A 24,222-nucleotide genomic window follows, 5' to 3' on the forward strand; every position below is an offset into this window, starting at 1 on the left:
ACGACGAGGTCGGCGCCGGCGCGGATCGCGTCCAGCATGGACGGCAGGGCCTTCTCGTCATGCTGCAGATCGGCGTCGATCACGGCGACGACGGGTGCGCGCGCCGAAAGCATGCCCTCGATGCAGGCGCCGGCGAGGCCGCGGCGGCCAACGCGGAGGATGGCCCGCACGCGGCCGTCGCGGGCGCCGATCTCGTGGACGGCGTCGATGGTGCGATCGGGCGAATCGTCATCGACGAAGATTGCCTCCCAGGAAAGCCCCTCGAGCGCGGCCGCGAGGCGCTCGACCAGCGGCGCGACATTGCCGCACTCGTTGAAGGTCGGGATGACGACGCTGAGCTCGGGCACGAGATCGGCGGGACGGACTTCCATCAGCGGCTGGTTCATTGAGGGCCTTCAGGAGAATGCTCGAGGATATTTCTGTGCCACGGCTGTCCGCAGCAGCGATCCGGGTGCGGGTGCTGCGCCGCGCGGCTGGTGGTCGGCTCGCGCTCAGGGTGTCCGGAGGGGTCCGGAAGCGGCCGGCATGGTCCCGCTCTCACGGGGCCGGACATGCGCCATCGCGTCCTGCGAGCGTGCCGCCATGATCGGACCGACATGGTCACGGTTCCGCCAGATCCAGACGTCGGTTGTCGGGCACGGCCGGATCAGATCGGGCTTGCCGAATGCTGAGAGGATGGCGGCGCTGTCGAGGCCGGCGGTCAGGATGTAGTCGTAGTGCGCTGTGCCGTCGGGACGGCGCCAATCATGGAAGAACCAATAGGGATCGTTGCCCCATAGATAGGCGGAGCCCTCTCCAGTGATCTGTTCGATCTTCAGCGCATAATCGCTGGAAACGACCAGCCGCCGCGCATGCCAGAAATCCGCCAGGCCGGCATCGAGACCTTCCTCCTGGACAAGCTTGGAGACGCAGAGCTCATCCGGCGCGCGCCAGGCGAGGACAGGGGGCGCCTGTCCCGTCTGCACGACCAGAATGACGGCGGAGATCACCCCGGCCAGCCCCGCAAAGACGAGTCCGCCGCCATCGATCCGGACGGCCAGCAGGAAGGCGAGCAGGACGAGCGGCCAGCCGATCAGCGGCCAGGCGTAGCGCAAGCTCGGAACGTCGACGTAGAAACTCATCAGTGCGGCGAGCGACATCGCCATCGAGCCGAGCGCGAAGAGCAGCATGAGCCGCCCGCGCCGGTCTGCGCGAGGCATGCGCCGGAGCGCGCGCAGCACGAGCAACATCGTTGCGGGCCCGACCGCCACGAAGAAGGCGAGCTGCGGCTCCGCGACCAGATCGCGCAGGAAGGTCCCCCAGGACCGTAGCACCGCCGGCAGCGAAACCGAGACGTTGCCCTCATGGAAGACGAGCTTCTGTGCCAGCAGGCCGATCATCGCCGCCACGAGTACCGGCAGCGCCTTCAGCGCCGCGCGCGGCCTGGGCAAAGGCGGGAAGTCGACGGCCGCACGGGCGACGACCAGCGGGACGACGCCCGTCAGCAGGAAGAGCGTATCGGAGAAGCAGCCGATAAGGACGAGGCCGATGGTCCACGGGTCGCGGGGGCGGGCTTCGAGGCGCAGCGCCAGCGTGAGCGACAGGACGAACGCGCCCGAATGGTTCATCGGCATGGCGAGATCGCGATAGGGCGCCCAGGGCACAACGAACGCCAGGGCTATGGGTGCGCCGATGAAGACAACCGCCGACGCGATCATGCGGTGGGCAAAACGGGCGGGCGCCAGGCGGGCGATGATGAGCGCGGCGAGCAGGATTTCGGCGAAGAGCGTCAGCGCCATCTGCAGCGGAATGGCCGCCCGCACGTCCAGTCCAAGCCCTGCAAGACCGTGATAGACGAACTGGTCCGGAAACACGCCGATGAGGCGTGCCTGCTGCTGCGTGAACCAGCCCCAGGCGCGGGTCGCCATGCTCCAGTTGATCTGCGGAAGGATCAGCAGGTCGGAATTGAACACGCCGTCGAGGCGGACCTCGGCGCAGTAAAAATAGAACACAAGGATGCAGCAGAGAATCAGAACGGCAGCCGACAGGGCGGCATGCCTGAACCACTGGGACACGGACGGCCTCTTTGCGCAGGTCGGAATGACGCCGTTGCCGACGTCGGATCTGTGCCCCAGATGTGTCTGCTATGCTGAGCGATTGTGGCGCCGATGTGTTCGTCCGGGCGATCGCAAGCCCGTGCCGCGGAGGCCGGCCGCGGCAGCGTGCGTCCCGATCGGCGAGGTGATCCCGATCAGTGATCCGCCGCCAATGGTCGGTGGGGCCGGCGTCAGGCCGTTGGAATACCGCGCAGCACCGCCTCCAGGAACACGCCGAGATCGTCCGTCAGATGGTCGATATGGGCGCCTTCGCTGCCTTCGGTTTCCCAGGCTTCGGCGAGGATTTCCTCGGTACCGTTCGGGACGATCAGCACCGTCGCCATGCCAAGCGCCTTCGGCACTTCGAGATTGCGCGCGAGATCCTCGAACATGGCCGAAACCGTCGGGTCGATGCCGGTCTCGGCGACGAAGCGGGCATAGGTATCCGGATGTGGCTTCGGCAGCAGGTCGGCGCGGACGATGTCGAAGATGTCCTCGAACTGCGGCCCCAGGCCGAGGCGGGCCATGACCTTCTCGGCATGGGTGCGCGAGCCGTTGGTCAGGATGAAGCGGCGTCCGGGCAGGCGCTCGATCGCCGCCGCGAGGCGCGGGTCGGGCTGCACCGGCGAATGGTCGATGTCGTGGACATATTCGAGGAAATCGTCGGGCGTGATGCCATGCTCGACGATGAGGCCGCGAAGAGTCGTGCCGTAGCGGCGGTAATAGTCGCGCTGCAGCAGCTGGGCATCCTCGGACGGCAGGCTCAGCAGCCGCTCGACATATTCGCGGATGCGCCGGTCGACCTGCGCAAACAGGTTCGTGTGGCGTGGGTAGAGCGTGTTGTCGAGATCGAAGATCCAGTTGCGCACGCCCGCAAAGCGGGAGAAATCCGGCCGGTCGGCGATCGTCTCGGGCGTGTGCGCGCTCATCCCGCCTCGCTCAGCGCTTGATCAGCGTGCCGGCGCCGTGCTCGGTGAAGAGCTCGAGCAGCACGGCATGCGGCGTCTTGCCGTCGAGGATGACGACGCCCTCGACGCCGCGGTCGAGCGCCTCGATGCAGGTTTCGACCTTGGGGATCATGCCGCCGGAGATCGTGCCATCGGCGATCATCGCCTTGGCCTCGGCGACGGTCAGCTCCTTGATGATCTGCTTGTCGCGATCCATCACGCCGGGCACGTCGGTGAGGAAGAGCAGGCGCGAGGCATGCAGCGCGCCGGCGATGGCGCCCGCGAAGGTATCGGCGTTGACGTTGTAGGTCTCGCCGTCCTCGCCCGCGCAGACCGGCGCCAGCACGGGGATGATCTCGGATTTCGCCAGCACCTCGAGCACCTCGGTGCGCACGGTCTTCGGCTCGCCGACGAAGCCGAGGTCGATGATCTTCTCGATGTTCGAATCGGGGTCCACGACCTTGCGCGTCAGGCGCGTGACCGTGACCATGTTGCCGTCCTTGCCGGTGAGGCCGATCGCGCGGCCGCCCGCCTCGGTGATCGTCTGCACGATCTCCTTGTTGATCGAGCCGGCGAGCACCATCTCGACGACCTCGACGGTCGCCTTGTCGGTGATGCGCATGCCGGCGGCCCATTCGGACTTGATGCCGAGGCGCGAGAGCATGGCGTTGATCTGCGGACCGCCGCCATGCACGACCACCGGGTTGATGCCGGCGAGCTTCAGCAGGGTCACATCCTCGGCGAAGGCCTTGCCCAGCTCCTCCGAGCCCATCGCATTGCCGCCGAACTTCACCACGACGGTCTTCTCGTCATAGCGCAGCATATAGGGGAGGGCGGTGGCGATCAGGCGCGCGGTGAGCACCGGATCGGTGCCGGCCTCGATTTCGGTCTCGGTCATGGAGCGGTCTCGATATGGAGCGGTCACCCTTGGGCAGCGCTCTATAGCGATTATCGCATGGCGGAACAATGACGACCGCCCGCCGGGCGCCGCGCGGATCCTTCGAAATATGGCACCGACTGCGCCGTCCCGCAGGTCGAAGCGCTGCCGTTATGCACCTAAAAGTAGTTGATAGACAATTATACACGTAAAGATATAGTGCCTGTCGCAGGTAGACGCTGCAGTTGCGGGGGGATGCAATGCGCGGGCACCAATCGATCTCGGATCACGCCTTGTCGACCGGCTTGGCAAAAGCCGGGGGAGGCGGGCGCGAAGCAGAGCCCCAGTCTCCCGTCCGATCGGCGATCCACTTCGCCAGCCGCCAGGCGGCACTCATCCGGGCGCGTTTCGCGGCGCTGACGGCGCTCCTGCTGCTGGTCGCGGTCGCCGGCTGCACGATCCAGCTTTCGCCGGCCTTCGACGCGGATCTCTACAAGACGGTGACCGAGCTCAACGTGAAGGCGGAAACGCTGTTCGCGAAGGTTTCTGGCGGCGGAACGGCGGCCAATTTCAAGACCTCCAGCGCGACCTATGACGCGTTGATCGGCGGTTTTTCCGCCGCTCGCCTCGCCGCGGATGCCCGCGGCGCGCCGCCGATGGGCGTACGCCTCGCCGCGCAGGGGTCGTTGAAGAAGATCTGCGCTGATGATCCGACGGCGTGCGTGAACCCGACGCCGCACAATCTGGGCGTCATCGTCGCGCTGCTTACCGATATGCGGGACAGCCACAAGAGCGGCCGGCTGCCCGCCTATCTCGTTGCCGGCTTCAAGAACCGATACGAGATCTACATGAACCGCGTTCTGGTGTTCGAGGCAGCGCTCAATCGCTAGGAGACAGACCATGACGATCGACTTCGACGTCCAAGCGACGACCGACGCGGTGATCAAGGCCATTCGAACTCAGGCGAAAGGCGGCTGGTCGACGATCCAGTCCCTTGTCGAAACGCAGGGGAAGATGCTGTCACAGCAAGCCGCCTGGATCGCCGAAAGCGTCGTGAAGGGCGCCCTCAAGGACGATCCCGAGTTCCAGCACAAATGGCTGGGCTATCTGGCGGAGGACGTGAAGTCGCTCGCGCACGACGTTGCGGCGCTGACCATCCTCACCGTCGAGAAGGTCTGGAATGCCGTCGTCAAAGTCCTGTGGGACGCGATCGACAAGGCGCTGACCGGCGCGGGGCTGGGTGCGCTGCCCTTGCCGAAGCTCTAGCGAGCGCCGGCTTCGCGGATATTCCCGCGCGAAGGCTGCTGCGTCGGATCGGTCGGCGGCTTGCTACACCGCCAGCGAGACGATTTCGGCGCGCAGGAGGTCCATGCCGAGGCCGGTCGAGGATGACGTGGCGAGGAGGACCGGGTGGGCCGCCGGGCGGCGCGCGATCTTCTTGGCGGTCTCGTCCGTGACGCGCTCGAGTTCGCCGGTCTTCAGCTTGTCGGCCTTGGTCAGCACGATCTGGTAGGAGACGGCCATCTCGTCGAGCAGATCGAGCGTCACCGCATCATTGGCTTTCAGCCCGTGGCGCGAATCGATCAGCACATAGACGCGGCGCAGGCTGACGCGACCACGCAGATAGGCCCGGATCAGCTTGTTCCAGGATTCGACCAGCTTCTTCGGCGCTTCCGCATAGCCATAGCCGGGCATGTCGACGATGGAGATGCCGTCGCCGGAGGTGAAGAAGTTCAGCTCCTGCGTGCGGCCCGGCGTGTTCGACGTCCGCGCGAGGCCATTGCGTCCCGTCAGCGCGTTGATGAGCGACGATTTGCCGACATTGGAGCGGCCGGCAAAGGCGATCTCGACATCGCCGATCGGCGGCAGCGCCTCGATGGTCGGGGCGCTCAGCACGAAGTTCCAGGCCTTGGCGAAGAAGAGTCGGCCGGCTTCGATCCGGTCGAGCTCCTCGGGTGATATCTCGGGCATCGCTCGTCTCGCGGCCGTCGCCGCTCAGGTCTTCGCGTCCGAGGGCGAGCCGGAGGGATCATCCCCGCCGGGCGCCACGTCGTTCGCAGGCGCGGGCGTCTCCGCAGCCTTCGGGGCTTCTTCGTTCGTGGCCACCACGTCATTGGCGGCCGTCTTCGGGGCCGCGTCATTGGCGGCCGTAGCCTTGGCCGCGGCGGCCTTGGCGGCGCTGCGCTTCTGAGCGGCCGTCTTCTGCGGCGCAGCTGCCTTGGGCTCGGCCTTCTGCTCGACGGCCTTGGGCGCCGCCTTGGCAGCCGGCTTGGCGATCGCCGCGGCCGGCTTCGGGCTGCCGTTCTTGGCGTTGTCGTTGCCCGCGCCATCCGCCGGTTTCGGCTTCTTGCGGAACGTGTCCATGATGTTGCCGAGGAGGTTCACATCGACCCCCTGGCGCCGCATGATCACATATTGCTGGGCGATCGACAGCGTATTGTTCCAGGACCAGTAGATCACCAGGCCGGCCGGGAACGAGCCGAGCATGAAGGTGAAGATCACCGGCATCCAGTTGAAGATCATCTGCTGCGCCGGATCCGCCGGGGCGGGGTTGAGGCGCATCTGGACCCACATGGTGATGCCCATGATGATCGGCCAGATGCCGATCATGAGCAGATGCGGCGGCGTCCACGGGATCGCGCCGAACAGCGTGAACACGCTGGTCGGATCCGGCGCGGAAAGATCGTGGATCCAGCCGAAGAACGGCGCGTGCCGCATCTCGATGGTGATGAAGATCACCTTGTAGAGCGAGAAGAACACGGGAATCTGGATCGCCACCGGCCAGCAGCCGGCGAGCGGATTGATCTTCTCGCGCTTGTAGAGCGCCATCAGCTCCTGCTGCTGCTTCACCTTGTCGTCGGGGAAGCGCTCGCGAATGGCCGCCATCTCGGGCTGCACCTTCTTCATCGCGCTCATCGACTTGTACGACTTGTTGGCGAGCGGGAAGAAGATGGCCTTGACCAGCACCGTGACCATCAGGATCGCGATGCCGAAATTCCCGAAGAACTTGTAGAAATAGTCCATCAGGTAGAACAGCGGCTTGGTGAAGAACCAGAACCAGCCCCAGTCGATCAGCAGGTCGAAGCGGTCGATCTTCAGATCGTCGCGATAGCCGTCGAGGATCGACACCTGCTTGGCGCCGGCGAAGACGAGGTTCTCGGCCTCGGTGCTGGCGCCGGGCGCCAGCGTCACCGCCTCGCCCTTGAAATCGCTCTGATAGAGCGGCACCGCGCCATCGACATGCTTGAACTCGACGTCGACCGGCTTGCCGCCGCGCGGAATGATCGTGGTCGCCCAATATTTGTCGGTGATGCCGAGCCAGCCGCCGACAACGCCCGTGAAGCTCTGCGGCGGCTCGCCGCGCAGCTTCTTGTAGGCGACTTCCTGCAGGTGATGGTCGCCCATCCAGCCGATCAGGCCTTCATGCAGGATGTAATAGCCACCCACGACCGGCTCGCCGAGGCGCGTCACGCGGCCATAGGGCGAGAGCGTCACCGCCTGGCCCGACGCGTTCGTCACCTTGTCGCGCACGGTGAACATGTAGCTCGGGTCGATCTGGAACGTGCGGGTGAAGGTGAGACCCGCGCCATTGTCCCAGGTGAGCTCGACCGGGTTCGTCGGCGTCAGCGTCGCGCCGGCGGGCGCGCTCCAGACCGTATCGGGGCCGGGCACCGAGACGCCCGCGGGCGCGATCCAGCCCGGCTCGGCGAAATAGCCGTCCGGGGCCTCGGCGGGCGAAAGCAGGATGATCGTCGGGCTGTTGGGGTCGACGGTGACGCGATAGTCGTTGAGGCGCAGGTCGTCGAGACGGCCGCCCTTCAGGTTGATCGAGCCGCTGACCGAGCGCGTATTGATCGGCACGCGCGGCGTGGCGGCGAGCGCGGCCTCGCGGGTCATCGAGGCGGCAGCCGCCGGCTGGGCCGGTGTCGCGCCGCTGGTCGCCGCCGGGACCGCGCCATCCGCCGTGGTGGCGGCGGTGCCCGCGGCGGGAGCCGCCGTGCCGGGCGCCGTCGTCTGCGTCGCGACGGCCTGTTCCTGCTTCGCCTTCTCCATCCGCGGGCCGGCTACGAAGAACTGCCAGCCGAACACGATCGCGATCGACAGGGCGATGGCGAGGATCAGGTTGCGATTATCGGTCATCGGACGCGTCTCTCGGGGTGGGGGCGCTCGGTCCCGCGGTGGTGCGGGCGGATTGCGGCGTGCCCCGCGGGGCGGACGACGCACGGCGCTCCGTTCCCGAGCGCAGCGCGTCGAGGCCGGAGATAAGGTCGCCGATCAGGGAGGGAAAGGGCGTCGTCAGCGCAGCGCGCCGTCCGATCAGCACATAGTCGAAACCGGGCTCGGCGTGATCGGGCGCGGCGAGCCGCACCACTTCGCGCAGCCGCCGGCGGATGCGGTTCCGCTCGGGCGAGTTGCCGGTCTTCTTCGTCACGGTAAAGCCGAATCGCGCAACGCCGGGACCTTTGGTCCGGCCGCGCTGCAGCACAAAGCCGTGCCGGGGGGCTTTCGTCCCTCCGGCGACAGTCAGAAACTCCGTGCGCCTCTTCAAGCGTTCCATGGTCTCGATCCGATCCATGGCGAGCCCTTCCAGGCGCTGGCCGGCCCTGTTCCGGATGGGGTCAGGCCGAAAGCCGCTTGCGGCCCTGCGCGCGGCGGGCCTTGATCACCTTGCGGCCGCCGACCGTCGCCATGCGGGCGCGGAAACCGTGGCGGCGGGTGCGAACGAGCTTGCTCGGCTGGTAAGTACGCTTCATGGGTCGTCACCGCCCGGGGCGGCCCTCGATCTTCTTGGTGTTGTCAACGTTCGGAGGAGCGAGCCCAGGCGCGGATCCGGCCATGCCAACGCATGCAAAGGACCCGGCATGCGCAAAGCGTGCTCTCGTCGGGCCGGCTTATACGAACTGGCCCCCGCCAAGTCAACGCGGCGTCAACGCGGCATCCTCGTCAACCGCCCCGTATTGCGCGACCTGCCGACGCAGGGCAGGGCGGATCGGCCGCCTCGGAGGGCGAAAATCCCCCAGGATTTGACGATCGGCCGGCCCGGCACGATATAGAAGACAGGTTCCAAGCCACGGGGCGAGCCTTTGAGCGCGGACGAAAAGGCGGAAGCGGGCGTGTCGGCGCCCCGCAATGCGGCGCGCGAGGCGCGGCGCATCGGCCCCAGCCTGTCCGTGAAGCTGATCATGCTGACGATTCTCTTCGTCATGGCGACCGGCGTCGCCGGCTTCATTCCCTCGCTCGCCACCTTCCGCCTCCGCTTTCTCGAGGACCGGCTGACGACGGCGCAGGCGGCGAGCGTCCTGCTCGATTCGGAGGCATGGCGCGACGTATCGCGCGCGACTCAGGACGAATTGCTGCGCTATGTCGGCGCGACCGCAATCGTGCTGCATACGGGCCCGGCGACTCGCCTGCTCGCCGCTTCGGACATGCCCTCCGCCGTCGACGACACGGTGGATCTCGCGCAGTCCGACACGCTGAGCTCGATCGCCGCGGCATTCCGCACGCTCACCGCCTTCGAACCGCGCACGCTGCGCGTGCTCGGACCGCCGCATGACGGGCAGAGCCTCGAACTCGTCATCAGCGATCGGCCGCTGCGCGCCGCGCTGCTGCGTTTCGCCGGCAGCATCCTGGTGCTCTCCGCCGCGATCTCGCTGCTCGCCGCCGTGCCGATCTATATCGCGCTGCAGCGGCTGTTCGTGCGGCCCATGCGTTCGCTCTCCGCCGCCATGGTGCGATTCTCGGAGGATCCGGAGGACAAGAGCCGGATTGTGGCGCCGAGCGGCCGCGCCGACGAGATCGGCGTTGCCGAGCACGAGCTTTCCGCCATGCAGCGCCAGCTCTCGGACATGCTGGCCGAAAAGCGCCATCTCGCCGATCTCGGCCTCGCCGTGTCCAAGGTCAATCACGACCTCCGCAACATGCTGGCGGCCGCGCAGCTCTTCTCCGACCGCATCGCCGCGCTGCCCGACCCGGCGGTGCAGCGATTCGCGCCCAAGCTGATCGCGACGCTCGGCCGGGCGATCGATTATTGTCAGACGACGCTCGCCTATGGCCGGGCGCGCGAGCGCGAGCCGGCGCGCCGGCTGGTCGCGCTCACCCGCGTGGCGCGCGACGTCATCGAGGTGCTCGGCCTCGACAATCATGCAACGATCGCCTGCGTCATCGAGGTGCCGGGCGGCTTCGAGATCGATTCCGATCCCGACCAGCTCTATCGCGTGCTGCTCAATCTCGCCCGCAACGCCATGCAGGCGATGGAAGGCGACGACGACCCGGCCGTGATCCGCCGCCTGACCATCGAGGCGGAGCGGCAGGGCAGCGTCGCGGTGGTGCGCGTGCGCGACACCGGCCCGGGCGTGCCGGAAAAGGCGAAGGCGAGCCTCTTCCAGGCGTTCCAGGGCGGCGTGCGGCCGGGCGGCACCGGCCTCGGCCTCGCCATCGCCGCGGAGATCGTGCGCGCTCATGGCGGCCAGATCGCCCTGGTCGAGGACGGGCCGGGCGCCGTGTTCGAACTGGTGATTCCCGATCGCCCCGTCGCTTTCGACCGCGCCCAGCGTTCGCGGGTCCAGTCCGGCTGAGGCGCGGAGAGGCGGAAGGTCGCGGGGCGCGGGTCGATCCCCGTGGCGGGAGAGGGCGGGGCCGGGCGGAAGCCGGTCCGACGAAGCGCGCCTCGTCCGATGACGCTTCCACCGACAGACAATCGCACGGCCGGGGATGCGAGGGAGCTCGCCACGGGTTGGGCTCAGAGGACGCCGAACGGATGCCGTGCTCGCCTGACCAGCCTCGCCGCATTTCAGGTCCTTGGCGACGATCCGTGCTCCGCGCCTTGCAAAGGAGGCCGCGATCCTCCCGGCAGCCAGCGCTCCGATGCCGCCCGGCGCCGGGGTTATCCACTGCGACGGCGAAGGGCATTTCCGCGCTTGCAATCGGGAAAGCGAGCGGATAGCTATACGCCGCCGTCGCCCGAGCGGGTGACCAGCGAAGACCGCAAGCGGCCCCGCCGCGAACCGGTCGACGAAACGGCAGGCGCCCGTAGCTCAGCTGGATAGAGCACCAGACTACGAATCTGGGGGTCAGGAGTTCGAATCTCTTCGGGCGCGCCATTTCACGGGACAAGATCCGAACTGCGTTACATTCCTGCTCGAACGCAGGCATGCTTGGACGTTTGCAATTGCGCGCGTTAATGCGGTCCCGTCGGTTTAGTCAGCGCGCGATTCTGGTGGAGGTCCTTCCGCCTGCCTGACCTCGGAACCTCAATGAAGCAGCAACGGACGCTGGCAGTACGCAGATAGTGGCCGCGTCTTCCGAGCAGGGCGTGCTTGGGCGACGTGGCGGTCAGCTGTCCGCCAGCAGCCCCAACCGGATCAGGCTTTCAGCGGTGGCGACAATGGCCTCTTCGCGCGGCCGCGCCGTCCAGCCAAGCAGGCGCATGGCCTTTTCGCTGGTGGCATTCAGATTGAGGCCCAACAGCGGCACGGCGCCTCGCAACGCCGGGTCCTTGAGCGCGCCCAGACGCACGACCGCGTTGGGCAGGGCCCGGGTGGATATCTTGCTGCCTGCCGGTCCCATACGTTCCTTCAGTACCTTGGCCACATCGGCCAGCCACATGCTTTCACCGGCAATGGCAAGGAACCGCTCGCCCTTGGCTGCCGCCTGGGTCATGGCGCGCAAATGCAGGTCTGCCACATCCCGCACGTCGACAAAGCCCGAATTGATTTTCGGGTTTCCCGGCTGTCCATCCATGATGTTCTTGATCAGGCGAATGGAATGCGAGTAGTCGGCGCCAAGCACCGGCCCCAGCACTGTGACCGGATTGACAGCAGAGAGTTCCAGGCCCCGTCCTTCATGGGCAATGAAGTCCCAGGCGGCCCGCTCTGCCAAGGTCTTGGATTTCTGATAGGGCCAGATATTCTTGGCCGTCAGGTCGCTCCAGTCGGTCTCGTTGAAGGGCCGATTCATTGGCCCGTGCCCGGCGCAGATCGCGCCGAAGGCCGATGTCAGCACCACGCGTTTGACGCCGGCACCGCGAGCCGCGCGAAGCACCCGCAGATTGCCATCCACCGCTGGCCTGATCCACTCATCTTCGCGCGTCTGATCGCCTGTCGGGGTCGGCGAGGCCCCGTGGATCACATAGGCGCATCCGGCGGTCGCTTCCGCCCAGCCGGCGTCGGCCGTGAGATCGGCGACGACGAATGAGAGCCGATCGCCCGGTTCCGCGCCGGCCACCTTGAGATGACCACGCACTTCCGCTTCCCGCGCCAGCGAGCGGACGGTGCTCCGTACGCGATAGCCGGCGTCCAGCAGCGCCAAGATGCAATACTGGGCTATGAACCCCGTTCCACCTGTCACCACAACCGTCTGGCTCATCTGCGCTCCGTTGCGATAGAAGTCTACGAGTGTATACTCAGATCGAACGGACAAGTCTACGATCGTAGAGTTATAAAATGACAAGTGAGACCCGATCACGAAAACGCGACGCCGCCGCCACACGGGCGGCAATCCTGGCCTCGGCCCGCGAGGTCTTCGCCCGCTCGGGATATGATGGTGCCGGCCTGCGGGAAATTGCCGCCGGGGCTGGCGTCACCGCGATGCTGGTGCGCCGCTATTTTGGCGGCAAGGAACAGCTCTTTGCCGAGGCCATCGCGGCGGCCAACTCCGCACCCATCATCGCCACGGAAGGCGTCTTGAAGGACGAACATCCAGGCGCAGCGATAGCACAGGCCCTGGTGCAGATTACCGAGCCCGGCGCCAAACCGCTCGACGGCTTTCTGATATTGTTGAACTCTGCATCGAGCGTCCGCGCTGCGCAGATCGGTCGCGACGTTATCGAGTGCGCCCCTCAAAAGACGGTTGCGGCCATGCTGGAAGGGGAGAACGTCGAGCAGCGCGCCGCCCTGATCCTTTCTCTTGTCGCCGGCTTTCAGATGATGCGGCAGGCGATCGGTCTTAGCGCCTTGGCTGATTCCGATCCCAAGGTTCTGGAGAACCTGCTCACCCCGCTATTCGAGCGCCTCGTGAAGGAAGTCTGATCGGACGCAGACATCTGCGCGACACCCGCCGGCGGTGCGGCTGATCAATACGTCCTGCTTACATCGCAAGAGAAACACGTAGGTCTCGATCATCGACCCACCAGGGCTGGCAAGACAGCATCGCCACCCAGAAATCATAAAGCACCTGCAGTGACATAGCGGTGCCCGGGTTCATCCTCTGTGGCGCGCCATCCATTTCATTCTAGACAATCCATGGCATTGGTGCGCGGCCGGCCCTGATTGATGGTCTTTTCGGCGTCGTGCATTGCGCCGTCGATCCGCAGGCCCGGCCGTCTGCCAGAGCGATGGTTGCTTTCCCCGCTATGGCGCGGGGTGCGTGCTTGACGAACGGGGCAGGGTTTCGCCATCGTCGGCTTCCCGCTCACCCCGCAGCCCTGAGGCCGACAATCGCCCAGCTTCAGCCGGCCCCGTCTCCGAAGCACTCCCTGAAGTCTGCGCGCCGCTCCGGGCGCGGGCCGGCGGGCTTGTCGGCGACGGCGAGCCGGCGTCCCGGCGGCCGGGTGCTGGTCGATCGGGACGGGCGGCTGGAGGAGGTCGACAGCTCCCGCGGCGTGCGCTTCGTCGGCGCCCGCCCGGAGCTCGTGGCTTATGCACGGGGCTGTCTCGAAGCCCGGTGCGCGATGATCCGCTTCGTGTGGATCGAGGCGCGGGACTGGTACGAGGTCCGCATCGAAGCGGGGGACGGGCAGGCGAGCGGGCTGCAAGCGCTGGTCACCGTCGAGCCCATCGAACCGCCCTTCGGCCTGACGGTGCGCGAACTGGACGTGCTCACGCTCCTCGCCGTCGGGCTCGGCAATCCCGATATCGCGACGCGCCTTGCCGCGAGCCTGCGCACTATCACCAAGCATGTCGAGAACGTCTTCGCCAAGACGGGCAACTGGACGCGCGCCGGCGCCGCGGGGATGGCGGTCGATCTCGGGCTGCTGCGCCTGCCGGCGCCAGGCGGAACCGAGCTGCTGCCGCTCCAGATCGGGAAGGTCGAACGGGCCGCGCGTGGCCTCGCCCACGACCACGCGTCGCGCCCGCTCCAGTATCAGTCGGCCAGCGTCCGCCGGCCGATCCTGCTCGGCGCGCCCTTGTCGCTGAGCGGCATGGCCGCCGACGATGCGCAGGAGATGCTGAAGGGCGCGGAGCTCGCCATCCGCGAGATCAACGGACGCGGCGGCATCGGCGGGCGCGAGCTGCAACTCATCACGCAAGATTGCGACGTCTCGGATCCGCAATCGGTCGTCGCGGCGCATCGGTCCCTGATCGAGGCGGAAGTCGATGCGGTGGCGGCGGGCTATTCCTGCGCCGAGATCGCCGTGCAGGACATGCTGGCCGAGTATGGCTGCCCCTATCTGCATGCCACGACGATGGAGAGCGTCGTCGAGCGGGTGCGGCGCGATCCCGTCCGACTCGGCAATATCTTCCAGGTCTGCCCGAGCGACATCCACTACGGGCCGGGCATGGCGCGCTATCTGATCGAGACGGAAATGCGGGCTCCGGGCCGCTTCCGCAATCGGCGCGTGGTCGTGCTGCAGCCGAACTGGCCGGGCATGGATGTCGGCGTGGTGGCGATGGAGCGCATCCTCGGCGAGGCCGGCTGGACGGTGGAACTCGTCAACGATCTCCCGCTCAAGAACATCGACTGGCCGGCCGTCGTGCGGCGACTGCACGACCGCGATCCCGCGGTGATCATGCTGGCCTATTATTTCCCCGAGGAGAGCATCGCCTTCCAGCGCGCCTTCCTGGCCGATCCGCTGCGGTCCTTCGTCTATATGCTCTACGCGCCGTCGATCCCGTCCTTCCGCCGCGAGCTCGGTGCGGATGCGGAAGGGGTCGTCTGGGCCACGACGACCGGGCTCTACGGCGACGGTATCGGCCGCAGTTTCGTGGAGCGCTACCGTGCGAATTTCGGCGCCAATCCGGGCCGGTCGCATGCTTCGATCGCCTATGACCGCGTGAACATGCTGGCGAATTCCTGGGCCCGCGTCGGCAATTCCCGCGCCTTCGGCCGCGTCGCCGCCGATCTGCGATCCATCGTGCATCGCGGCGTCAACGGAGCGTATTATTTCGGCACTTCGGGCCAGGTCGGGCTCGCCTTCCCGGACAATACGCAGGATCCCTCGATCAGCCAGGCGCATCTCGTCTTCCAGATCCAGGGCGGACGGCAGCGCATTCTCGCGCCGCTCCCCTATGGCGATACCCCGCTCGCCGATCCGCCATGGTTCGAAACGGCCGTCTGATCAGATTTACGGCACGTCCATTTCGTACGCACCTTTACTTATTGCTGCCGTCGAGACCGTCTCCCTAACATCGACCCCGAACGATCCGGACCGGCGTTCCTCCGTCCCGCTTCCGAGCGGCGGCGCCGGGTCGCATGCCGGATCGCCCGTTGAGCTTCCCGTCGATGAGGGCGCTCCCGCGCCGAGGAGAGAATGATGGACCTGATCTTCAAGCCCCGCCTCGCCGCACCCGCCCTGTTCGGTGCCGCGCTCGCCGCCTCGCTGCTCGCCGGCGCGGCCCCGGCCGCTGCGGAGGACTGCAAGCCGCATGCGATCGACCTCGGCGAGGGGAAGAGTGTGCAGGGCGGCTGCGCGCCGCTCAAGATCGCCTTCCTGAGCGCGGCGACCAACAACCTCTATCTCCAGGCCGGCATCAAGGGCGCGAAGGACGCGGCCGAGAAATATGGCGTCACGGTCGATGTGTTCGACGCCAACTGGGACCCGGCGACACAGTTCAACCAGGCGCAGAACGCGATCACCGGCGGCCAGTACAACGCCATCCTCGCGGAGATGAACGACGGCAATCAGGCCTGCGCGATCCTCTCCAAGGATGCGATGGAGAAGAACGTGCTCGTCGCCGTCGCGAACGGACCGCTCTGTGGCAAGGCCTCGGAGGAGGGCGAGGCGCTTTGGACATCGGGTACGCTGACCTTTATCGGCGGTTCGCAAGGCCGCGCCGCGTTCCGTGACTGGATCCTGGATATCGCCAAGACCAATCCCGGCAAGCAGAAGGTCGCCGTGATCACCGGTCCCGACCTCAACGCCAACACGATCAACACCGATCTCGCCATCGAGGACGTGAAGAAGCAGTTCCCCGAGTTCGAGATCGTCGGCGTCGCCCGCACCGACTATTCGGTGCTGCAGGGCAACCAGAAGATCCTGCCGCTACTGCAGGCCAATCCGGATCTGACGATCCTCGTTTCCAACTATTCGGACATGACGCGCGGCGCCATCGCGGCGGTCAAGCAGGCCGGCATGGGCGGCAAGCTCAAGATCTATGATTACGGCGGCAATGGCTGGGCGTTCGAAGCGCTGAAGGCGGACCAGATCACCGCCACGCGCATGCTCACCCCCTATACCGAGATGTACAAGGGCGTCGAGGCGCTGGCGAAGGCCTGGAAGGGCGAGGACGTGCCGCGCTTCACCCCGCTCGAGACCGCCGAGGTCACGAAGGACAATCTGGCGACCAGCAAGTCCGAGTTCTGATCGCAGCGCCGAGGGCGAGCCCGATGTCTGCTCCTGCCGCCACCGCACTGCCAGCCGGCATCGCCATCGATGCGCATGGCGTCGAGAAGCGCTATGGCGGCACGCTCGCGCTCAAGGGCGTGGATGTCGTGCTGGAAGCCGGCCGCATCCATGCCCTGGTTGGCGAGAACGGGGCGGGCAAGTCGACCTTTCTCGGCGTCATTGCCGGCCGGGTTGTTCCCTCGGCCGGCTCGGTCTCCGTGCTCGGCGCGCCGCATGTCTTCGGCGCGCCGCGGCAGGCCCGGCGGCTCGGCATCGCGGCGATCTATCAGGAGCTGACGATCGTCCCGGCGCTGACGGCACGGGCCAATGTCTTTCTGGGCCAGCCCTTTTCGAGGGGCGGTCTCCTGTCCGAGCGGGCGATGGAGGCCCGCTACGGCGAGCTCTGCGCCCGTCTCGGCGTCACTATTCCCGGTCATCTGCCGGCCGGCCGCCTCTCGATTGCGGACCAGCAGATGCTGGAGATCATGCGCGGCGTCCAGTCCGACGCGCGGCTCCTGCTCTTCGACGAGCCGACCACGGCGCTCGCGCCGCCCGAGCGCGATGCGCTCTTCCGCGTGATGCGACAGCTCCGCGACAGCGGCAAGACGATGATGTTCGTCAGCCATAATCTCGAAGAGGTGCTGGGTCTCGCCGACACGGTCACTGTGTTCCGCGACGGTCAGGTGGTCGCAGCCGCGCCGTGTGCCGACTGGGACAAGGCCTCGCTGGTACGGGCGATGATCGGGCACGATATCGCTCCGGCGTTGCCTCGCGCGCGCCGGGCGCGGCCGGTTGGAGAGGCGCCGCTTCTGGCTGCGCGGGGCGTCTCGCTGGCCGGAGCGCTCTCGGATATCTCGCTTGAGGTGAGGCCCGGAGAGGTGCTCGGCGTCGGCGGGCTGGTCGGATCGGGGCGGACATCGCTTCTGCGCTGCCTTGCCGGGCTGGAGCCGCAGAGCACGGGCGAGTTGACGATCGAGGGACAGGCGGTTCCCTGGCCACGTACCCCGCGCCAGGCGCTCCGCGCCGGCATCGCGCTCGTTCCCGAGGATCGCAAGCATCAGGGCCTGGTGCTCGGCCTCTCCGCGATCGAGAACGTCGCGCTGACGAATTATCGCAAGGTCTCGCGCTACGGCGTCGTCTCGAAACGGCTGATGCAGGCGAGAATCGACGGCGTCGTCAGGGAGTTCGGCTTCGCGGTGGACCGTCTCGGCGCCACCGTGCGCAATCTCTCCGGCGGCAACCAGCAGAAGATCCTGCTTTCGAAATGGCACTATGAGCGGCCGAAGCTGCTCATGGTCGACGAGCCGACCCGCGGCATCGATGTCGGCGCGAAGGAGGAGATCCTGGCGACGCTTCGTCGCCTCGCCGATGACGGCCTCTCCATCATCGTCGTCTCCTCCGAACTCGAAGAGGTCGTCGCGATCAGTGACCGCGTGATCGTGCTCTCGGAGGGCCGCCACGTCGCCAGCCTCGGCGGCGAGGGCGAACTCGTGACGGTCGACGGCATCCTCCACGCCGCGTTCAAGACGGAATCGCAATGAGCGCCACCACGCATCCATCGTCTTCCGAGGCAGCCGCCAAGCGCGCGTCGCTGACGCCGGCCCGGGTTCTGCAGATCGCGCTGCTGCAATACGGCATGGTCTGGGCGCTGATTGCCGTCGTCGTCGTCGCGGCGATCGTCTATCCGCGCTTCTTCGACGTGAACAATCTGTCGAACCTCCTAAGCCAGAATGCGCCCGTCGGCATCGTGGCGGTGGGGATGACCTTCGTCATCATCGGCGGCGGTTTCGATCTCTCCGTCGGCGCGCTGTTCGCGCTCGGGGCCGTCGTGTTCGCCAATCGATACGATGCGGCCGGGCCGTTCGGGGCGGCGGCGATGGTGCTCATCGTCTCGCTCGTCTGCGGCGTCATCAACGGCTTCATCGTCACCCGGCTCAAGGTCAACGCCTTCGTGGCGACGCTCGGCACCGGCTCGGTCTTCGGCGGTGCCGCCTATATCTTCTCCAATTCGGCCCCGCAGACGCCGATGGATTTCAATTTCGGGACGCTCGGCACCGAGAGCTGGCTCGGCTGGCCGATCTCGATCTGGCTGCTGCTCGCCACCTTCCTGATCGGCGGCTTCGTGCTGGTGAAATCCGTCTATGGCCGTTCGATCTACGCGATCGGCGGCAATGCCGAGGCCGCGCGTCTGTCCGGCATGCCGGTCGATCTGCTGCGCGGATCGACCTATGTCATCAGCGCCGTCTGCTCTGGCCTTGCCGGCATGATCCTGTCGTCGCGCTTGGGTGTCGGGCAGGCCGACATGGGCGGCGCGATCGCGCTCGACTCGATTGCCATCGTCGTCATCGGCGGAACCTCGCTGATGGGCGGTGAGGGCGCGATGTGGCGCACGGCGGTCGGCCTGCTCATCATCGCGACTTTGACGAACGTCTTCGATTCTCTCGCTATTTCAACCAATTATCAGCTCGTGACCAAGGGGGCGATCGTCGTCGGCGCCGTGGCGCTCGACGTCTTCGCCCGCTCGCGCCGGGTCTGAAGCAACACCTTTGCGACGCCAGCCGAGCCGGTCCTGACCGGACGGTCCCACTCGTCCCGAAAACCCCAGAGGAGGCGCTCCGCCATGACCGCAAAAGACGTCCATGTGACGCTCACATTCGACTATGACGCCTATTCGCTGTGGATCGGGACCTTCGCCGCGCAATCGCCGAGCATGATCTCGCGCGGCGAGTTCGGGCCGCAGGGCGTGCGCCGGATCCTGGCGCTGCTCGAATCCTACGGGATCAAGTCGACCTTCTTCGTGCCCGGCCATACGGCGCTCGCCTTTCCGGGCACGGTCGAGGCGATTGCCGCGGCCGGCCACGAAATCGGCCACCATGGCTTCGTGCACGAGAATCCGGCGACGACCACGCCGGACCAGGAGCGCTGGATCATGGAAAAGGGCTTCGAGGCGCTGGACAAGGTCGTCGGCATCCGCCCGACGGGCTATCGCTCGCCGGCCTGGGACAACAGCCCGAACACCATCCCGCTGCTGCTCGAATTCGGCTTCGACTATGAGAGCTCGCTGATGGGCTCGGAATACGAGCCCTATTGGTGCCGTGTGGGCGACGCATGGTCGACGACGGAGCCGTGGAAGTTCGGCACGCCGGTCGACCTCGTCGAACTGCCGGTCTCGTGGCTGCTCGATGATTTTCCGCACTTCGAATATGTCGTGCTGCCGAACAACCTCATTCCCGGCTTCAAGAGCCCGCGCGAGCTGCTGCAAAGCTGGATCGACGAGTTCGACTATCTCTACGATAAGATCGGCACGGGCGTCCTCAACGTGACCATGCATCCGCAGGTGATCGGACGCGGCGCGCGCATGCTCCTGCTCGAAGGCCTGATCGAGCATGTGAAGGACAAGCCGGGCGTGACCTTCTCCACCTGCGCGGACTATGTCGTGAAGTGGCGGGTGGGCAAGTCGCCGTGCCTGCCGGCGGACGCCGCCGCCTGACGGGATGGATGCGATGCAGGACGAAACGATGAAGGTCGCCGGGCTCGCCGCGCCAGCCTCGATCACTGTCGATCGGTACGGCGTGCCGCATATCCGGGCCGAGAACCTCGACGACCTCTTCTTCGTCCAGGGCTTCAACGCGGCGCGCGACCGGCTCTGGCAGCTGGATCTTTGGCGCAAGCGCGGGCTCGGCCTGCTCGCGGCCGACTATGGTCCCGGCTATCTCGAGCAGGATCGCGCGGCGCGGCTGTTCCTCTATCGGGGCGACATGGCGGCCGAGTGGGCCGCCTACAGCCCCGATGCGGAGGCGATCTGCACGCGCTTCGTCGCCGGCATCAACGCCTATGTCGCCCTTTGCGAGCGGGAGCCGGGTCGCCTGCCGCCTGAATTCGCCGCGATGGGTGTGCGGCCGGCCCGCTGGGCGGCCAGCGACGTCGTGCGCGTGCGCAGCCATTCGCTGATGCGCAACGCGCTCTCCGAGGTGATCCGCTCCAATGTGCTGGCGAAGCTCGATGCACGGGCCGATACCCTGCGCCAGAAGCTCGAACCGCCGCATGACCCGTTGGCGGACCTCGACGGGCCGGTCGAGCCGCTGCCGATCGATTGCCTCGACGTCTTCAAGCTCGCGCTCGCCCCGGCGAGCTTCGCGCCGGAGCGGTTGAGCGCGACGCTGGACGAGGCGGCGCGCTGGCGCCAGGTGACGGCGATCGGCACCGTCATCCGCCAGTCGGCCGGCGAGGGCTCGAACAACTGGGTCGTGCATGGCAGCCGCACCGAGACCGGCCGCCCGATCCTCGCCAATGATCCGCACCGCATGCACGCGCTGCCGTCCCTGCGCTATGTCGTGCACCTCTCCGCGCCGGAGTTCGACGGCATCGGCGCGGGCGAGCCGGCGCTGCCGGGCCTGTGCATCGGCCATAACGGTACGGCTGCCTTCGGTCTGACTCTGTTCTTCGGTCATGACCAGGAGGACGTCTATGTCTACGAGACGCATCCCGACGATCCCGAGCTCTATCGCTATGGTGCGGGCTGGGAGCGGATGCGGGTCATTGGCGAGACGATCGAGACCGCCGGCCATGGCGAAGTGCCGGCGGTGCTGAAATTCACCCGGCACGGCGCGATCGTCGCCGAGTACCCGGAGCGGCGGCTCGCCGTCGCGATCCGCAGCGTGTGGTTCGAGCCGGGCGCCGCACCCTATTTTCGTTCGATCGCGACGATGCGGACGACGCGCTTTGAGGAGTTTCGCGCCGGCATGGCCGGCTGGTCGGTGCCGGCGACCAATCAGGTCTATGCCGATACCAACGGCGATGTCGGCTGGGTCGTCGCCGGGTTCAGTCCGGTTCGCCCGAACTGGGACGGCCTGCTCCCCGTGCCGGGCGACGGGCGGTTCGAATGGGCGGGCTTCGAAGCCGAACTCCCCTGGTGCCTCAATCCGGACGTCGGCCACTTTGCCACCGCGAACGAGATGAACCTGCCGGCGGATTGGCCGCGGGACAATCCGATCGGCTATGAGTGGCTGGAGCCGTCGCGCGCGCAGCGGATTGCGCATGCCTTCACGAAGGCGGGGCATCACACGCTCGCCGATTCGATGGCGCTGCAGACCGACGCCTTCTCGATGCCGGCGCAGCGGCTCGGCCAGCTGATCGAAGGTCTCGCGGGCCGCACCGATGCGGAGCGCACCGCGCTCGGCCTGCTGGCGGCGTGGGATCATGTCCTCGCGGCCGGGAGCGGCCCAGCGGCCCTGTTCGAGGTCTGGTGGAGCCGGCATCTGCGCCCCGCCATGATCGCGCGCGCCGTTCCCGATCCGGCACTGCGGCCGCTCTTCGCGGCCGGGGATCCTGCCGGCATGCTCGATGCTCTGGAGGTCTTCGACGGTTCGTCCGTCCACCGGGAGACGCTCCTGCTCGACACGCTCGGCGCTGCCGTCGCGGATGTCGCGGCGCTGCTCGGTCCCGACACCGCCGCCTGGTCATGGTGCGCGCTGCACAAGGCGCTGTTCGAGCACCCGGTCGGCGCGGTCCGGCCTGACTTGAAGCCGGATTTCGACATCGGGCCGTTCGGCGTCGGCGGCAGCGATTCCTCGCCGATGAATATGAGCTATCGGCCGGGCGATTTCCGTTTGACCATCGGCGCCTCGTTCCGCATCGTCGTCGATGTCGGCGACTGGGACCGGAGCGTGTTCATCAACACGCCGGGCCAGTCGGGCGATCCGCGTTCGCCGCACTATGGCGATCTCGCCCCGATCTGGGCCGCCGGCGGCTATCATCCGCTGCTCTACAGCCGTGAGGCGATCGAGGCCGCGGCGCTGTTCCGAATCGATCTCGCGCCGGGCTGAAGCCCGGCTTCAAGCCTCGAACCAGGGTGGCAGCCGGAATGCGCCATCGGCATAGGGATGCGGGCCGAGGATCGCGTGCCGTCCCCCTTGGATCTGGAAGACGAGATGGGCCTGCGCGAAGGAGGGATCGCGCGTCGCGTCGGGATAGGACACGCCGCATTGGCCGCTGTTTCCGAGCGCATAGGTGCCGCTGACGCCCCGGTGAACCAGCTGGCGGATCTCGCGGGCAACCTCGTCGAAGCGCCGCGTTCCGCCGGCGCGGGCCCAGGCGCTGCAGAGCAGGTGAATGCGGTCATAGGAAAGGCCGGCATGGGCCCGGCCGGGCAGGGCGCCATGCAGCGCCCGATAGCGTTCGGCAAAGCCGAGCGCGATCGGATCGGCATAGGTGCCGGTCGATGTCGCCCAGATCACCCCGTCGGCGTCGGCGCCGAGCGTTTCGCGATAGAGCGGCACCGAGGGGCCGTAGAGCGTGTAGACGAGGCTGTCGAGCGGATCGGCCAGGAAGGCCCGCTGGAAGGCGATGCTCTCCTCCGGGAAATAATTGGCGAGAAGGATCGCCGCCGGATCGATGCGGGCGATCCGCCCGAGAATGGCGCTCCAGTCGGCTCCGGTGAGCGGCAGGCCGGTGATGTGCTCGATCGACCAGCCCGTGCGATCGGCGCGCTCCTCCATCGTGCCGAGGCCGATATCCATCATCGACCAGCTCGGCTGCAGGACGACGAGGCGGCGATTGCGCGGCCGCCATGCGCCGCGGTCCCGCAGGTCGCTCAGGAAGCTCACGCATTGCGGGCCGTAATGGATGTCCGTCGGGCCGGTCTGGAAGATGTTGCGCAGCCTCTGCGGATCCTGGCGCACCCGCTCGACCATCGCCTCCATGGTGACGCAGTGCAGATAGGGCGCCCCATAGTCGGCCATCAGATCCTGCACGCGCGCCTCGGCGCAGGAATAGCCGCCCGCCACGGCGTCCACATCGGCATCGATGAGGTTTGCGATCGCTGCCTCGACGGACGCGGCGTCATTCACGTCGCACTCGGCTACGACGAGCTCCAGCCTCCGGCCGCCGACGCCGCCGCGCTGGTTCACTTCCGCGACGGCGAGTCGGGCGCCGTTCAGCATCTCGTGCGCATCGGCGCTCGAAAAGCCGTTCAGCGACAGCGGCGCGCCGATCAGGACCGGGGGCGGGGAGGCGGAGCGGCGGCGCTCGGCGGCGCCCTTATGCGATGGGCGGTGGTCGGGATCGACGGTCAGCGGCGACCGGGCGCGCGCGCCGCCCGGCAGCGGCAGGCGCAGCAGTCCGGATTCCGCCGCGATGCCGGCCAGCGCGGCGCGGCTCGCCTGGCCGAACTTCGCCAGGATCCGCTCCATATGGGTGGTGACGGTGCGCAGGCTCGTGGCCAGCAGCTCGGCGATGCCCTGGTTGCTGTAGCCGCTCGCTACCAGCGTCAGCACATCCAGTTCGCGGACGGTCAGGCCGGAAGGCGGAGCGATCGGCCTCAGCAGGGCCCGCGCGCGCATCAGCCCGTCATGCCCTTCGAGAACGGAAAGATCGACTGCGATCCAAGGACTGCCGGCGGGAACGAAGACGAAGCGCAGCCTGTCCCGGTTCGATTCCAGTAGGGCGACGGCCTGCTGCACCAGGAACGGATGCTCCGACAGGAGGCGGGCGCCGCCCGGCTCGTCGACGGGCTCGATCGCGCCGCGCAGCGTCACTTCGGCGATCGCCGGCGCTATCCCCTCCAGCGAGGCCCGTTGCCGTGATCGCGCCGAACGGGTCCTCGCCCGCGGCGGGGCATCCTCTCCTGCGACGGTGGCCATCGATCCTTGTCCTCGCCTGTGGGGTGGGCTGGGCCGGGAGAGCGATGCAAGGGATGGACCATTCACGGCGCGGCGGCGGCCGCATTCGTCGGTCGGCTTACTTATGGTCCGCCCGTTCGGTGGCTGGAATGGTGCGCCCTCG

General features: G+C 67.2%; 20 protein-coding genes and 1 tRNA gene. 11 read left to right on the forward strand and 10 right to left on the reverse strand.

Annotated elements, in window-relative coordinates:
* The 4 genes from GGR25_RS23885 to argB form a co-directional block, all read right to left on the reverse strand.
* The coding region (locus GGR25_RS23885; protein WP_183401420.1) for a glycosyltransferase at positions 1 to 386 on the reverse strand (386 nt) is incomplete at its 3' end.
* A 105-nt stretch (positions 387 to 491) separates the two neighbouring features.
* On the reverse strand, positions 492 to 2,054 hold the full coding sequence (locus GGR25_RS23890) for a hypothetical protein (RefSeq protein WP_183401421.1): 1,563 nt from the start codon (positions 2,052 to 2,054) through the stop codon (positions 492 to 494).
* 212 nt (positions 2,055 to 2,266) lie between these two features.
* A complete protein-coding gene (locus tag GGR25_RS23895) occupies positions 2,267 to 3,004 on the reverse strand; it encodes a pyrimidine 5'-nucleotidase (protein WP_183401422.1) in 738 nt (245 codons plus the stop codon).
* A 10-nt stretch (positions 3,005 to 3,014) separates the two neighbouring features.
* The gene (gene argB, locus GGR25_RS23900) at positions 3,015 to 3,920 is read right to left on the reverse strand and encodes an acetylglutamate kinase (RefSeq protein ID WP_211200363.1); all 906 of its coding nucleotides are present in this window, start codon (positions 3,918 to 3,920) and stop codon (positions 3,015 to 3,017) included.
* 272 nt (positions 3,921 to 4,192) lie between these two features.
* Here argB and GGR25_RS23905 point away from each other — a divergent pair, with 272 nt between their 5' ends.
* Positions 4,193 to 4,789, forward strand: coding sequence for a hypothetical protein (locus tag GGR25_RS23905; protein WP_183401423.1), 597 nt, complete (start codon positions 4,193 to 4,195; stop codon positions 4,787 to 4,789).
* Positions 4,790 to 4,799: 10 nt separating this feature from the next.
* Positions 4,800 to 5,165 carry a hypothetical protein gene (locus GGR25_RS23910; RefSeq protein ID WP_183401424.1) on the forward strand — a complete coding sequence of 122 codons (366 nt, stop codon included), beginning with the start codon at positions 4,800 to 4,802 and terminating at the stop codon, positions 5,163 to 5,165.
* 63 nt (positions 5,166 to 5,228) lie between these two features.
* Here the strand turns inward: GGR25_RS23910 and yihA are convergent, their stop codons facing one another.
* From yihA to rpmH, 4 genes are read right to left on the reverse strand one after another with little or no spacing between them, the layout of a single operon-like run.
* Positions 5,229 to 5,870 (reverse strand): ribosome biogenesis GTP-binding protein YihA/YsxC, encoded by a 642-nt coding sequence (yihA, locus tag GGR25_RS23915; RefSeq protein ID WP_183401425.1) that lies wholly within the window; start codon positions 5,868 to 5,870, stop codon positions 5,229 to 5,231.
* 24 nt (positions 5,871 to 5,894) lie between these two features.
* Positions 5,895 to 8,039: a membrane protein insertase YidC gene (yidC, locus tag GGR25_RS23920; protein WP_210300099.1), complete on the reverse strand. Its 2,145-nt coding sequence runs from the start codon at positions 8,037 to 8,039 to the stop codon at positions 5,895 to 5,897.
* The gene (rnpA, locus tag GGR25_RS23925) at positions 8,029 to 8,475 is read right to left on the reverse strand and encodes a ribonuclease P protein component (RefSeq protein WP_246410302.1); all 447 of its coding nucleotides are present in this window, start codon (positions 8,473 to 8,475) and stop codon (positions 8,029 to 8,031) included. The genes yidC and rnpA overlap by 11 nt, the downstream gene beginning before the upstream one ends.
* A gap of 43 nt (positions 8,476 to 8,518) precedes the next feature.
* A complete protein-coding gene (gene rpmH, locus GGR25_RS23930; RefSeq protein ID WP_183401426.1) occupies positions 8,519 to 8,653 on the reverse strand; it encodes a 50S ribosomal protein L34 in 135 nt (44 codons plus the stop codon).
* Between the two features lie 360 nt (positions 8,654 to 9,013).
* Between rpmH and GGR25_RS23935 the strand changes: the two genes are divergently transcribed.
* Both GGR25_RS23935 and GGR25_RS23940 read left to right on the forward strand, forming a co-directional pair.
* Entirely contained in the window at positions 9,014 to 10,474 is a 1,461-nt protein-coding gene (locus GGR25_RS23935; protein WP_343068161.1) for a sensor histidine kinase, read from the forward strand.
* A gap of 448 nt (positions 10,475 to 10,922) precedes the next feature.
* Positions 10,923 to 10,999, forward strand: a tRNA-Arg gene (locus GGR25_RS23940).
* Positions 11,000 to 11,231: 232 nt separating this feature from the next.
* Here the strand turns inward: GGR25_RS23940 and GGR25_RS23945 are convergent.
* The gene (locus GGR25_RS23945) at positions 11,232 to 12,263 is read right to left on the reverse strand and encodes an SDR family oxidoreductase (RefSeq protein WP_183401427.1); all 1,032 of its coding nucleotides are present in this window, start codon (positions 12,261 to 12,263) and stop codon (positions 11,232 to 11,234) included.
* Between the two features lie 77 nt (positions 12,264 to 12,340).
* On the opposite strand from GGR25_RS23945, the gene GGR25_RS23950 reads away from it, so the two are divergent.
* The 7 genes from GGR25_RS23950 to GGR25_RS23980 all read left to right on the forward strand — a co-directional run bounded on the left by GGR25_RS23950 (position 12,341) and on the right by GGR25_RS23980 (position 22,265).
* Positions 12,341 to 12,925, forward strand: a complete 585-nt coding sequence (locus GGR25_RS23950; RefSeq protein WP_183401428.1) for a TetR/AcrR family transcriptional regulator — start codon at positions 12,341 to 12,343, stop codon at positions 12,923 to 12,925.
* A gap of 485 nt (positions 12,926 to 13,410) precedes the next feature.
* On the forward strand, positions 13,411 to 15,174 hold the full coding sequence (locus GGR25_RS23955) for an ABC transporter substrate-binding protein (protein WP_183401429.1): 1,764 nt from the start codon (positions 13,411 to 13,413) through the stop codon (positions 15,172 to 15,174).
* A gap of 192 nt (positions 15,175 to 15,366) precedes the next feature.
* Positions 15,367 to 16,419: a sugar ABC transporter substrate-binding protein gene (locus GGR25_RS23960; RefSeq protein ID WP_183401430.1), complete on the forward strand. Its 1,053-nt coding sequence runs from the start codon at positions 15,367 to 15,369 to the stop codon at positions 16,417 to 16,419.
* 23 nt (positions 16,420 to 16,442) lie between these two features.
* Positions 16,443 to 17,981 (forward strand): sugar ABC transporter ATP-binding protein, encoded by a 1,539-nt coding sequence (locus tag GGR25_RS23965; RefSeq protein WP_183401431.1) that lies wholly within the window; start codon positions 16,443 to 16,445, stop codon positions 17,979 to 17,981.
* Positions 17,978 to 18,976 (forward strand): ABC transporter permease, encoded by a 999-nt coding sequence (locus GGR25_RS23970; RefSeq protein ID WP_210300100.1) that lies wholly within the window; start codon positions 17,978 to 17,980, stop codon positions 18,974 to 18,976. Before GGR25_RS23965 ends, GGR25_RS23970 begins: the two co-directional genes overlap by 4 nt.
* Positions 18,977 to 19,060: 84 nt before the next feature.
* The gene (locus GGR25_RS23975; protein WP_183401432.1) at positions 19,061 to 19,930 is read left to right on the forward strand and encodes a polysaccharide deacetylase family protein; all 870 of its coding nucleotides are present in this window, start codon (positions 19,061 to 19,063) and stop codon (positions 19,928 to 19,930) included.
* A 13-nt stretch (positions 19,931 to 19,943) separates the two neighbouring features.
* Positions 19,944 to 22,265, forward strand: a complete 2,322-nt coding sequence (locus tag GGR25_RS23980; protein WP_183401433.1) for a penicillin acylase family protein — start codon at positions 19,944 to 19,946, stop codon at positions 22,263 to 22,265.
* Between the two features lie 9 nt (positions 22,266 to 22,274).
* On the opposite strand, the gene GGR25_RS23985 is transcribed toward GGR25_RS23980, so the two are convergent.
* A complete protein-coding gene (locus GGR25_RS23985) occupies positions 22,275 to 24,080 on the reverse strand; it encodes an ABC transporter substrate-binding protein (protein WP_183401434.1) in 1,806 nt (601 codons plus the stop codon).
* Between the last annotated feature and the right edge of the window lie 142 nt (positions 24,081 to 24,222).

The sequence above is a fragment of the Kaistia hirudinis genome (genome assembly GCF_014196455.1).
In the GTDB taxonomy this organism is placed as follows: domain Bacteria; phylum Pseudomonadota; class Alphaproteobacteria; order Rhizobiales; family Kaistiaceae; genus Kaistia; species Kaistia hirudinis.